This window comes from Kitasatospora humi (assembly GCF_020907985.1).
GTDB classification, from domain to species: Bacteria; Actinomycetota; Actinomycetes; order Streptomycetales; family Streptomycetaceae; genus Kitasatospora; species Kitasatospora humi.
In genome coordinates this window covers 222632-234115 of record NZ_JAJJPA010000001.1, presented here as the reverse complement: position 1 = coordinate 234115, position 11484 = coordinate 222632, and the positions used below count along the sequence as shown (strand labels likewise).

Below are 11484 nucleotides of genomic sequence, written 5' to 3'. Positions count from 1 at the left end.
GTCAGCTCCCTGCGGTGGTGCGGGTCATCAGTTCAACGAACCGATCGAACAAGTAGGCGGCGTCGTGCGGACCGGCGGCGGCCTCGGGGTGGTACTGCACGGAGAAGGCGGGGGTGTCCAGGCACTGCAGGCCCTCCACCACGTCGTCGTTGAGGCAGACGTGGGAGACCTCGGCGCGGCCGAACGGGGTGTCGCTCACCCTGTCCAGCGGGGCCTCCACGGCGAAGCCGTGGTTGTGCGCGGTGACCTCGACCTTGCCGGTGGTGCGGTCCTGCACCGGCTGGTTGATCCCGCGGTGGCCGTACTTCAGCTTGTAGGTGCCGAAGCCCAGGGCGCGGCCCAGGATCTGGTTGCCGAAGCAGATCCCGAAGAACGGGGTCCCCCGGCCGAGCACCTCGCGCAGCACCGCGACCTGCTGGTCGGCGGTGGCCGGGTCGCCCGGGCCGTTGGAGAAGAAGACGCCGTCCGGGTCGACCGCGTAGATGTCCTCGGCGGTCGCGTTCGCGGGCAGCACGTGCACCTCGATGCCGCGCTCGGCCATCCGGTGCGGGGTCATGCCCTTGATCCCGAGGTCCACGGCGGCGACGGTGAACTTCTTCTCGCCGATCGCCGGGACGACGTAGGTCTCGGTGGTGGCGACCTCGGCACACAGGTCGGCGCCCTTCATCTCGGGCGCCTGCTGCACCCGGGCCAGCAGCTCGGCGGGCTCGGCCAGCTTGTCGCCGGAGAAGATGCCGACCCGCATCGCCCCGCGCTCGCGCAGGTGGCGGGTGAGCGCCCGGGTGTCGATGCCGCTGATCCCGACGATGCCCTGGTCGGCCAGCTCCTCGTCCAGCGAGCGCTTGGCCCGCCAGTTGGAGGCCACCCGGGCGGGGTCGCGGACCACGTAGCCGGCCACCCAGATCTGCTTGGACTCGTCGTCCTCGTCGTTCCAGCCGGTGTTGCCGATCTGCGGGGCCGTCATGACCACCACCTGGCGGTGGTAGGACGGGTCGGTGAGCGTCTCCTGGTAGCCGGACATGCCGGTGTTGAAGACCGCCTCGCCGAAGGTCTCGCCGATCGCGCCGTACGCCTCGCCGTGGAAGGTGCGACCGTCCTCCAGGACCAGCACGGCAGGCACGCGCTCCCGCCAGGAACGCGGCTTGGTGGGGGCAGGTGCGGTCATGGTGTTACGCCTTCCGTCTTCTTCGTCCGTGGTGCGAGTTGTTCAATGGCGGTGACCCAGGCCGGGTGCTGGTCGGGGTGGTCCAGCCGCAGGCCGGACTCCAGCTCCTTGCCCTGGAGCCGCCAGCCGACCACCAGCAGGCCGGCCGGGACCACCTTGCCGGCGTGGCCGGAGTCGGTCCGGGCCCCCGTCAGCTCCTCGGCGGGCAGCCAGAGGTCGACGTCGCCCGGGCGGCGGACCAGCAGCCCGCGCTCGGTGAGGGTCAGCTCGGCCAGGCTGCGGGTGCCCAGGCCGTGCGCCACCACCCGGTCCAGCCAGTTCCCGGCCGTGGTGGTGCCGTGGTAGCGGCCCCTGCCCTCCAGGATGGGGGCACCGGGTTCGGCCGGCACGGCGGGCGGTTCCGGCAGGTCGGACTGCAGGGTGCGCCGCCAGTTCCAGCCCTGGCGCATCAGCCAGTAGACCAGTGCAACCAGGATCAGCAGGCCGACCGACCAGCCGATGTAGGCCGGCCAGTTGTGCACCTGGGCCTTGTGCATCATCAGGAGCGTGCCGGTCACGCCGGCTCGCCCGGTTCGACCAGCTCGCCGGCCAGCACGGTGGCGGTGCCGCGCAGGAAGGTGGCGTGCACGCGGCCGGGCAGGTCGAGGCCGCGGTAGGGGGTGTTACGGCTGCGGGTGGCGAAGCTCTCGGGGTTCACGGTGCCACGGTACGCGGGATCGAAGAGCACCAGGTTGGCCGGCTCACCGACCGAGACGGGGCGGCCGTGGCCGGCGAGCCGGCCGATCCGGGCCGGGCGGTGCGACATCCGGTCGGCGACGCCCTCCCAGTTCAGCAGGCCGGTGTCGACCATCGCCTGCTGCACCACGGAGAGTGCGGTCTCCAGGCCGACCATGCCCATCGCGGCCACGGCCCACTCGCAGTCCTTGTCCTCGGCCGGGTGCGGCGCGTGGTCGGTGGCCACCGCGTCGATGGTGCCGTCGGCCAGCGCGTCGCGCAGCGCCTGCACGTCCTCGGCGGTGCGCAGCGGCGGGTTCACCTTGTAGACCGGGTCGTAGCTGCGGACCAGCTCGTCGGTGAGCAGCAGGTGGTGCGGGGTGACCTCGGCGGTGACGTCCCAGCCCTTGGCCTTGGCCCAGCGGATGATCTCCACCGAGCCGGCGGTGGAGACGTGGCAGACGTGCAGCCGGGAGCCGACGTGCGCGGCCAGCAGCACGTCGCGGGCGATGATCGCCTCCTCGGCGACGGCCGGCCAGCCGCCGAGCCCGAGCTCGCCGGAGACCTGGCCCTCGTTCATCTGGGCGCCCTCGGTGAGCCGCGGCTCCTGGGCGTGCTGGGCGACGACGCCGTCGAAGGCCTTCACGTACTCCAGCGCGCGGCGCATGATGACCGCGTCGTCGACGCACTTGCCGTCGTCGGAGAAGACCCGCACGCCGGCGGCGGAGTCGTGCATGGCGCCGAGTTCGGCGAGCTTCTTGCCCTCCAGGCCGACGGTGACGGCGCCGACCGGCTGCACGTCGCAGTAGCCGGACTCCTTGCCGAGCCGCCAGACCTGCTCGACCACACCGGCGGTGTCGGCCACCGGGAAGGTGTTGGCCATCGCGTGCACCGCGGTGTAGCCGCCCTTGGCGGCCGCCTGGGTGCCGGTCAGCACGGTCTCGGCGTCCTCGCGGCCGGGCTCGCGCAGATGGGTGTGCAGGTCGACCAGGCCGGGCAGCGCGACCAGGCCGGTGGCGTCGATCTCCACGTCGGCCTCGGCGGTGAGGCCGGTGCCGATCTGCTGGAAGGTGCCCTCGGCGACCAGGATGTCCTGCGCGGGGCCGCCGAGGATCGACGCGTTGCGGATCAGGTACGAACTCACTTGGCGGCCTCACTCTGGTTGGTGCCGGGGGCGTCGGCGAGGGTGGCTCCGCCGAGCAGGAGGTACAGGACGGCCATCCGGATCGAGACGCCGTTCGCGACCTGCTCGACGGCGGTGCAGCGCGGCGAGTCGGCCACCTCGGCGGTGATCTCCATGCCGCGGACCATCGGGCCGGGGTGCATCACGATGGCGTGCTCGGGCAGCTTGGCCAGCCGGCCGCCGTGCATCCCGTAGCGGCGGGAGTACTCGCGCTCGGTCGGGAAGAAGGCGGCGTTCATCCGCTCGCGCTGGACCCGGAGCATCATCAGCGCGTCGGTCTTGGCGAGTGCGGCGTCCAGGTCGTAGGAGACGTCGCACGGCCAGTTGTCGATGCCGATCGGGAGCAGGGTCGGCGGGGCCACGAAGGTGACCTCGGCGCCCAGGGTGTTGAGCAGCAGCACGTTGGAGCGGGCGACCCGGCTGTGCAGGACGTCGCCGACGATGGTCACCCGGCGGCCGCTGAGGTCGTTGCCGAGGCCCGGGTTGAGGTGCCGACGCAGCGTGAAGGCGTCGAGCAGGGCCTGGGTGGGGTGCTCGTGGGTGCCGTCGCCGGCGTTGATCACGCTGCCGTGCAGCCAGTCGGACTGCGCCAGGCGGGCCGGCGCGCCGGAGGCGTGGTGGCGGATCACCACCGCGTCGGCGCCCATCGCCTGCAGCGTGAGGGCGGTGTCCTTGAGGCTCTCGCCCTTGGAGACCGAGGAGCCCTTGGCGGCGAAGTTGATCACGTCGGCCGAGAGGCGCTTCTCGGCGACCTCGAAGGAGGTCTTGGTGCGGGTGGAGTCCTCGAAGAAGAGGTTGACGACGGTGCGGCCGCGCAGCGTGGGGAGCTTCTTGACGGCCCGACCGGAGAGCTGGGCGAGCTCCTCGGCGGTGTCCAGGATCAGCAGCGCGTCGTCGCGGCTGAGGTCGGCGGCGGAGACGAGGTGGCGCTTCACGGGGTTCTACTCCGGGCGGGTCGGATCGGCGGCGGGTGCCTTGGCTGCGCTTTCCCGGCGCGCGGAGCGCGACGCCTGCGGGTAGTCGCGGTCGCCGACCAGCACGGCGTCCTGGCCGTCGGTGTCGGCGAGCCGGACCTGCACGGCCTCGCGCAGCGAGGTGGGCAGGTTCTTGCCCACGTAGTCGGCGCGGATCGGGAGCTCGCGGTGGCCGCGGTCGACCAGCACGGCGAGCTGAACGGCGCGGGGGCGGCCGATGTCGCCGAGGGCGTCGAGGGCGGCCCGCACGGTGCGGCCGGAGAAGAGCACGTCGTCGACGAGGATCACCAGCTTGCCGTCGATGCCGCCGGCCGGGATCTCGGTGTGCTCCAGCGCGCGAGCCGGCTTCATCCGCAGGTCGTCGCGGTACATGGTGATGTCGAGGGTGCCGAGCGGGATCTCGCGGCCGGTGATCTGGGTCAGTTTGGCCTGCAGGCGGCGGGACAGGTGCACACCGCGGGTGTGGATGCCCAGCAGCACGACGTCCTCCGCGCCCTTGGCGCGCTCGACGATCTCGTGCGCGATCCGGGTGATCACCCGGGAGATGTCCGCGCCGTCCAGCACCTGGTGCGGCGGACGCGGTGTATTGGTCGTGGTCATGCCGAAGCCGACCTCCTTCCCCGCCTCACGGGACGGGCCTTAAAGGATGTCTGGATGGTGGTCGTCCGGCTACGTGGCGGACGCCTCAGCCATCCTACCAGGGCGATCATGTCGAGCCCGCCACGCTTCGTGTCGTGTTCACGCAGAGGTAGCGGCCGGTTCGCACGACTGCCCCATTCGGCTTGACGCAGCTACCTCACTCTACGTAACCTCACAGTGAGTTACGGAATCGGCGTCGTACCGGCCGGTAGGGCGCCTGGCAGTGGGGGTGATCCCCACTCCTCCGTGACCACCATGAACCAGCAACATTTTGGCCGGGGAGATCAATGTCCAGCGACTACGCGAAGCAGCTCGGAGGAAAACTCCGCGCGATCCGCACTCAGCAGGGGCTCTCCCTGCACGGCGTCGAGGAGAAGTCCCAGGGGCGCTGGAAGGCGGTTGTCGTCGGCTCCTACGAGCGCGGCGACCGTGCTGTGACAGTGCAGCGCCTGGCGGAGCTCGCCGATTTCTACGGCGTCCCCGTGCAGGAGCTGCTGCCCGGCGGCACCCCGGGCGGTGCGGCCGAGCCGCCGCCGCGCCTGGTCCTCGACCTGGAGAGACTGACCCAGGTGCCGAGCGAGAAGGCCGGCCCGCTGCAGCGCTACGCGGCCACCATCCAGTCCCAGCGCGGGGACTACAACGGCAAGGTGCTGTCGATCCGCCAGGACGACCTGCGCACCCTGGCCGTGATCTACGACCAGTCCCCCTCGATCCTCACCGAGCAGCTGATCAGCTGGGGAGTGCTCAACCCCGACGCGCGCCGCGCGGTGCGCGAGGAGGACGCGAGCTGACCTGGCGTCGGTTCGCACACCTCTGAAGAAACGTCACGGCGCGGTCCCGGGGGGCCGCGCCGCTGTCGTTTCCCCGCACGCCGGGCGCACAGGGGTGCAGGACGGGCGCACCGAGGCGCCCGGGGTTCGTCATGCCTGCCGGGGCACCCGGGCCAGCTGACGGGACTGGGCGACCAGCCGGCCCGCCTCGTCCCAGATCTCGCAGTCCTCCTCGAAGTACCCGCCCGCCAGGTTGCGGCTGCCGTGGCTGACCCGCAGCCAGCCCTTGGCCGGCACGGCCCGCAGGTGCACCGTCAGCTCCACGGTCGGCGCCCAGCCGGGGAGGCCGAGGTCGTAGGTGACCGGCGGCAGCGCGTCGGCGACCAGCAGCAGGGACAGCGGGTCCGGCTCGCGTCCGTCGGCCAGCCGGAACCAGCCCTGGAGCCGCCCGTTCATCGACGGCTCGCCGAGCGCCCAACCGACCGTGGCCGGGTCCAGGCGCAGGTCGAGCCGCTCCAGCAGCGCCAGGTCGGGGGTGATCGGCATCGGCATGTGCTCCCGGCCGACGCACCTCTCCACCGGCGGCAGCCGCGGCGGCTCGGCCGAGGTGCGCACCTCGCCGTCCAGGGCGGCCAGGTCGGTGTAGCCGGCCACCACTCTCAACCGCTCCACCGGGCGGCCGTCCTCATCGGGCTGGCCGAGCGAGGCGGTGGCGTTGGACATGCCCCGCCCGCGCCGGATCACCTCGGTCTGCACGGCCACCGGGCCGGGGCGCGAGGTGGAGAGGTAGTAGCCGCTGATCGAGACCGGGTCGGGGTGCCCGGGCAGCTCCTGACGCAGCGCATTGGCGGCCACGGCCAGCAGCAGCCCGCCGTTGATCCCGCCGCCGATCTGCCAGCCGGCGCCCAGTTCCCCGCGGTAGCGTCCGGGGCCCTGCGGACCGTCGGGGCTGAGCGCGATCGCCCGGTCGAACTCGCTGCTGGTCACAGTCGTCATGGAGTGCCGCCCTTCGAATAAGTTACCGGCCAGTAGGCAGCTTACGCCAGCCACTCCGACGCGCAAGGTCCGCCGGAAACGCAGCGGCCGCCGAACCCCAGCGGGGTCCGGCGGCCACTACCGAAGGCTGCCTCAGCGGCGGATCGACGCCTTGTTCTCCTGGAACCGGGCCAGCAGCCCGTTGACGAAGCCCGGAGACTCGTCCGTGGAGAACTCCTTGGCGATCTCCACCGCCTCGTCCAGGACGACCGCGTCCGGCACGCCGTCCTCCCAGATCAGCTCGTAGGCGCCGAGCCGCAGGACGTTGCGGTCCACCAGCGGCATCCGGTCCAGCGTCCAGCCGACCGCGTAGGTCGCGATCAGCTCGTCGATCCGGCGGGCGTACCGGGTGTAGCCCTCGACCAGCTGCATGGTGTACTCGGCGACCTTGGGGACGCTCTCGCCCGGCTTGGCCTCACGGCCGCGGGCCACCCAGTCGGCGAGCACCGACAGCGGGTCGACGTCCCGGTGATCGGCCTCGAAGAGGATCTGGAAGGCGTGCGTGCGCGCCTTGGTGCGTGCAGACGCCACGGTTACTTGTTCACCCGGCCGAGGTAGCTGCCGTCGCGGGTGTCGACCTTGACCTTCTCGCCGGTGGTGACGAAGAGCGGCACCTGGATCTCGGCGCCGGTCTCCAGGGTGGCCGGCTTGGTGCCACCGGTGGAGCGGTCACCCTGCAGGCCCGGCTCGGTCTCGGAGATGACCAGCTCGACGGCGGCCGGCAGCTCGATGTACAGCGGGGCGCCCTCGTGCTGCGCCACCAGGGCGTCGAAGCCCTCCAGCAGGTACTTGGCGGCGTCGCCGACGACCTCCGGGGAGACCGGGATCTGGTCGTAGGTGTCCATGTCCATGAAGATGAACTGCTCGCCGTCCTTGTACGAGAACTGCATCGTACGCTTGTCGACGTTGGCGGTCTCGATCTTGATGCCCGCGTTGAACGTCTTGTCGACGACCTTGCCGCTCAGCACGTGCTTGAGCTTGGTGCGCACGAAGGCAGGGCCCTTGCCCGGCTTGACGTGCTGGAACTCGACGACGGTCCACAGGCCGTTGTCGAGGTTGAGGACCATGCCGTTCTTCAGATCGTTCGTGGTAGCCACGGGCGCGCTTACTCCTGCGATATAGCTGTCAAGGAACCAAGGGGTGCGCGCCTGTCCCGGCCGGGAGACCCGGCGGTCACAGGGCGAGGAGCTCCTTGGTGGTGATGGTGAGCAGCTCGGGCCCGCCCTCGGCAACGGGGCGCACGACGAGCGTGTCCTCGATCCGGACCCCGCCGCGGCCCGGAAGGTGAACCCCGGGACCAACGGTGACCGGCACGCGATTGTCCAGTTTACCCGTCTCGCTCGGGCCGAGCTGCGGCGCCTCCCGGGCTTCCAGACCGATGCCGTGTCCGAACGGCCTGGGCCGGTCCTCCTGGTAGCCCGCCGCACCCAGCAGCCGGCGCGCCGCCTGGTCCGGCGCGCTGCACGGCACGCCCGGGGCCAGCGCCTCCCGGGCCGCCCGCTGGGCCTCGAAGACCAGGCGGTGCAGCTCCACCTGCCAGCCGGCCGGCGCCGCGCCGATCACGAAGGTCCGGGTGCTGCGCACGGTGTAGCCGCGGTACTGCGCGCCGAGCGAGACGGTCAGGAAGTCGCCCTCCTCGACCCGCCGGTCGGTCGGCCGGTGGTCCACCCGCCCGGAGTGGCTGCCGGTGCCGACCGAGACCGGGAAGCCGGCCCGGTCCGCGCCGTGGTCCACCATCCGGCGCTCCAGCTCCATCGCCAGGTGCCGCTCGGTGCGCCCCACCAGGATCGACTCCAGCAGCTCGCCCAGCGCCTGGTCGCCGATCTCGGCGGCGATGCGCAGGTCGGCGATCTCGTGCTCGTCCTTGACCACCCGCAGCCGCTCCACGGTGCGGCCGAGGTCGTGCAGCCGCACCCCCGGTGCCCGGTCGGCGACCTCCCGGTACCTGCGCACCGTCAGATCGTGCTCCTCCACCGCCAGCTCGCCCACCCGGGCGGCGGCGGCCGACATCGCGGCCAGCTCGGCGGTGTCCTGGTCGGCGGCCGCACTCTGCTGCGGCAGGTCCACCGGGTAGACGTACTCGCCGGTGTCGTCCGGCGGCAGCTCGGCGGGGAAGGTCAGCAGCGCCCGCTCCCGGGTGACCAGCAGGCTGGCGCCGCAGGGGGTGCAGCCGGTCAGGTAGCGGACGTTGGCCGGGTTGGTGATCAGCGCCGCGTCCATCCCGGCAGCGCTGCAGTGCTCCAGGAGCCGATCCCGGCGGGCCGCGTGCGCATCGGACATGTCTTTCAGCCTACGAAGCCCGCCGCACCGGCGCCTGTCGGGTGCGCCGGGCGGGCGCGGGGCCGGGTGCACCGGGCGTGGTGGCCCGGTCGGTGTGGCGCAGGGTGGTGAGATGGGCGCGTGGAGTGGTTCACCGCGCCCGGGTACGCGCTCAGCCGGCTGGTGCTGCTGCGGCTGCTGGCCGCCGTCTACCTGGTCGGCTTCCTGACGGCGGCCCAGCAGTTCCGGGCCCTGCTGGGCGAGCACGGCCTGCTGCCGATCCCCCGCTACCTGCGCTACCGCGGCTGGCGGGAGGCGCCGAGCCTGTTCCAGTGGCACTACTCGGACCGGTTCTTCGCCACCGTGTCCTGGGGCGGCGCGGCGCTGGCCGCCGCGGTCTGCGCCGGGCTGGCCGACCTGGTGCCGCTGTGGGCCTCGATGGTCCTGTGGGCGCTGCTCTGGGTCCTCTACCTGTCGATCGTCAACGTCGGGCAGACCTGGTACTCCTTCGGGTGGGAGTCACTGCTGCTCGAGGCCGGCACGCTGGCGGTGTTCCTCGGCAACGCCAAGGTGGCGCCGCCGTTCGTGGTGCTGCTGCTGTTCCGCTGGCTGCTGTTCCGGGTGGAGTTCGGCGCCGGGCTGATCAAGCTGCGCGGCGACCCCTGCTGGCGCGACCTCACCTGCCTGAAGTACCACCACGAGACCCAGCCCATGCCAGGCCCGTTCAGCTGGTACTTCCACCACCTGCCGATGCCGCTGCACAAGGTCGAGGTGGCCGCGAACCACGTGGCGCAGCTGGGCTTTCCGGTGCTGCTGTTCACCCCGCAGCCGGTGGCCTCGGTCGCGGCCGGGGCGATGGTGGTGACCCAGCTCTGGCTGGTGGTGTCGGGGAACTTCGCCTGGCTGAACTGGCTGACCATCACCTTGGCCTTCGGTGCCCTGGAGCTGCCGGGCGGGGCCTCGGGCGGCCGGTCGGCGCCGATCTGGTTCGAGGTGCTGGTGCTGCTCTTCACCGCCATGGTGGTGGCGCTGAGCTGGTGGCCGGCCCGCAACCTGCTCTCCCGGGGCCAGCTGATGAACTTCTCGTTCAACCGGCTGCACCTGGTGAACACCTACGGAGCGTTCGGCAGCATCAACCGGATCCGGTTCGAGGTGGTGGTGGAGGGCACCGACGACGCCGTGCCGACGGCCGACAGCGTCTGGCGGGAGTACGGGTTCAAGGGCAAGCCGGGGGACGTGCGCCGGCGCCCGCGCCAGTACGCGCCGTACCACCTGCGGCTCGACTGGCTGATGTGGTTCGCCGGCATCTCGCCCTCCTACGCCCGCCCCTGGCTGCGTGCCTTCGCCCAGCGGCTGCTGGCCGGGGACCCGGCGACGCTGCGGCTGCTGCGGCACAATCCGTTCCCGGACCAGCCGCCTCGCTGGGTCCGGGCGGTGCTCTACCGCTACCGGTTCACCACTCGGGCCGAGCGGCGGGCCAGCGGGGCCTGGTGGCACCGGGAGCCGCTGCAGACGTACCTGGCGCCGATGGGGCGCTCGCTGTCCTGACCGGCCGGCCGGGCCCGGGGTGCTCCGAGCCACCTCGGCCGGGCCCGGGGTGTCCGAACCGCCTTGGCCGGACTCGGGGTTGTCCGATCCGCCTCGGCCGAGCCTGGGGGTCTCCGATCCACCTCGGCCGGGCACGGCCTGTCCGAACCGCCTTGGCCGGGCCCGGGGTGCTCCGATCCACCTCGGCCGGGCCCGGGATGCTCCGAGCCGCCGACCGGGTGCGGGCCGAGCCGGTCAGCTGACGCGTAGCACCGGCTTGCCGAGCACCGCCCGCCACTCCAGCAGGGCCACCGCCTCGGCGGCGCGCTCCAGGGGGAACTCCACCGAGACCGGGCGGATCTTCTCCGCGGCGAGCAGCCGCCACAGCTCGGCGCGCACCTCGGCGACCAACTCCGGGCGGTTCCTGGCGAGTTGACCCATAGACAGCCCCGTGACGGTGGCCATCGAACCGAGCACCGCACCCGCGTCGAGGGTGCCGCCGTACCCCGCCATGGTGACCAGCCGACCGAACGGGCGCAGTGCGGCCAGCGCCCGGGGCAGCACCGCACCGCCGGCGCCCTCCAGCACCAGGTCGACCGGGGCACCCCAGTCCTGCCGGTCGTAGCCGACCACCTCGTCGGCGCCCAGGCCGCGCAGGAAGTCGCCCTTGCGCTCGGGCGCCGATGTCGCGGCCACCACCCGGCTCGCGCCGAGTGCCTTGGCCAGCTGCACCACCAGGTGGCCGACCCCGCCGGCGGCGTTGGTCACCAGCACCTCCTGGCCCGGCTCCAGCTCGCCGACCCGCAGTGCGGCGAGGGCCACCAGGCCGCCGTGCACCAGCCCCAACGCCTCGGCGGCGTCGACCCCTTCGGGCACGGGGGTGATGGTCGCCGGCACCGCCACCAACCGGTCCGCGAACGCGTCGGCCGCGATCCCGCCCACCCGCAGGCCCGCACGGTAGCCGGTCACCTCACTGCCCACCGCCTCGATCCGCCCGACGAACCCTCCGCCGGGCGAGCCGGGCAGCGGGGCGCCGCCGGCCGCGTCGAGCATCTTGAGGATCATCAGGCTGACGCCCGCCACCTCGGTGCGGACCAGCACCTCACCGGGCCCGGGCTGCGGTTCGGCCACCTCGTCCAGCCGCAGCACCCCGGCCCCGCCGTACTGGTGGAACCTGACCTTGCGCATGGCGCGCCCCCTTTCGTTGGTGTGCCCAAC

At 72.3% G+C, this 11484-nt stretch carries 12 protein-coding genes; 2 read left to right on the top strand and 10 right to left on the bottom strand.

Annotated elements, in window-relative coordinates; genetic code table 11:
• Nucleotide 1: 1 nt before the first annotated feature.
• From carA to pyrR, 5 genes are read right to left on the bottom strand one after another with little or no spacing between them, the layout of a single operon-like run.
• Nucleotides 2-1165, bottom strand: a complete 1164-nt coding sequence (gene carA / locus LN042_RS01100) for a glutamine-hydrolyzing carbamoyl-phosphate synthase small subunit (RefSeq protein ID WP_230047805.1) — start codon at nt 1163-1165, stop codon at nt 2-4.
• On the bottom strand, nt 1162-1704 hold the full coding sequence (locus tag LN042_RS01095) for a PH-like domain-containing protein (protein ID WP_372495664.1): 543 nt from the start codon (nt 1702-1704) through the stop codon (nt 1162-1164). The genes carA and LN042_RS01095 overlap by 4 nt, the downstream gene beginning before the upstream one ends.
• A 14-nt stretch (nt 1705-1718) precedes the next feature.
• A complete protein-coding gene (locus LN042_RS01090) occupies nt 1719-3023 on the bottom strand; it encodes a dihydroorotase (RefSeq protein WP_230047804.1) in 1305 nt (434 codons plus the stop codon).
• On the bottom strand, nt 3020-3997 hold the full coding sequence (locus LN042_RS01085; protein ID WP_230047803.1) for an aspartate carbamoyltransferase catalytic subunit: 978 nt from the start codon (nt 3995-3997) through the stop codon (nt 3020-3022). Before LN042_RS01085 ends, LN042_RS01090 begins: the two co-directional genes overlap by 4 nt.
• 6 nt (nt 3998-4003) lie before the next feature.
• Nucleotides 4004-4636 (bottom strand): bifunctional pyr operon transcriptional regulator/uracil phosphoribosyltransferase PyrR, encoded by a 633-nt coding sequence (pyrR, locus tag LN042_RS01080; protein ID WP_230047802.1) that lies wholly within the window; start codon nt 4634-4636, stop codon nt 4004-4006.
• A gap of 326 nt (nt 4637-4962) precedes the next feature.
• Between pyrR and bldD the strand changes: the two genes are divergently transcribed.
• Entirely contained in the window at nt 4963-5466 is a 504-nt protein-coding gene (gene bldD / locus LN042_RS01075; RefSeq protein WP_230047801.1) for a transcriptional regulator BldD, read from the top strand.
• 129 nt (nt 5467-5595) lie between these two features.
• Here the strand turns inward: bldD and LN042_RS01070 are convergent, their stop codons facing one another.
• The 4 genes from LN042_RS01070 to LN042_RS01055 form a co-directional block, all read right to left on the bottom strand.
• Nucleotides 5596-6441 (bottom strand): thioesterase family protein, encoded by an 846-nt coding sequence (locus tag LN042_RS01070; protein ID WP_230047800.1) that lies wholly within the window; start codon nt 6439-6441, stop codon nt 5596-5598.
• 132 nt (nt 6442-6573) lie between these two features.
• Nucleotides 6574-7011 (bottom strand): transcription antitermination factor NusB, encoded by a 438-nt coding sequence (gene nusB / locus LN042_RS01065; RefSeq protein ID WP_230047799.1) that lies wholly within the window; start codon nt 7009-7011, stop codon nt 6574-6576.
• A gap of 2 nt (nt 7012-7013) precedes the next feature.
• Entirely contained in the window at nt 7014-7577 is a 564-nt protein-coding gene (gene efp, locus LN042_RS01060; RefSeq protein ID WP_230047798.1) for an elongation factor P, read from the bottom strand.
• Between the two features lie 76 nt (nt 7578-7653).
• Complete coding sequence (locus LN042_RS01055) at nt 7654-8760, bottom strand: M24 family metallopeptidase (RefSeq protein WP_230047797.1); 1107 nt, start codon at nt 8758-8760, stop codon at nt 7654-7656.
• Between the two features lie 120 nt (nt 8761-8880).
• Between LN042_RS01055 and LN042_RS01050 the strand changes: the two genes are divergently transcribed.
• Nucleotides 8881-10287, top strand: a complete 1407-nt coding sequence (locus LN042_RS01050; RefSeq protein WP_230047796.1) for a lipase maturation factor family protein — start codon at nt 8881-8883, stop codon at nt 10285-10287.
• 234 nt (nt 10288-10521) lie between these two features.
• Here the strand turns inward: LN042_RS01050 and LN042_RS01045 are convergent, their stop codons facing one another.
• A complete protein-coding gene (locus LN042_RS01045) occupies nt 10522-11454 on the bottom strand; it encodes a quinone oxidoreductase family protein (protein ID WP_230047795.1) in 933 nt (310 codons plus the stop codon).
• Nucleotides 11455-11484 lie beyond the last annotated feature (30 nt).

Coding starts and splice junctions, on each gene's coding strand:
- LN042_RS01070 (WP_230047800.1), bottom strand. CDS start 6,441: ATGACGACTGTGACCAGCAGCGAGTTCGACCGGGCGATCGCGCTCAGC.
- LN042_RS01055 (WP_230047797.1), bottom strand. CDS start 8,760: ATGTCCGATGCGCACGCGGCCCGCCGGGATCGGCTCCTGGAGCACTGC.
- bldD (WP_230047801.1), top strand. CDS start 4,963: ATGTCCAGCGACTACGCGAAGCAGCTCGGAGGAAAACTCCGCGCGATC.
- LN042_RS01095 (WP_372495664.1), bottom strand. CDS start 1,704: ATGATGCACAAGGCCCAGGTGCACAACTGGCCGGCCTACATCGGCTGG.
- pyrR (WP_230047802.1), bottom strand. CDS start 4,636: ATGACCACGACCAATACACCGCGTCCGCCGCACCAGGTGCTGGACGGC.
- LN042_RS01045 (WP_230047795.1), bottom strand. CDS start 11,454: ATGCGCAAGGTCAGGTTCCACCAGTACGGCGGGGCCGGGGTGCTGCGG.
- carA (WP_230047805.1), bottom strand. CDS start 1,165: ATGACCGCACCTGCCCCCACCAAGCCGCGTTCCTGGCGGGAGCGCGTG.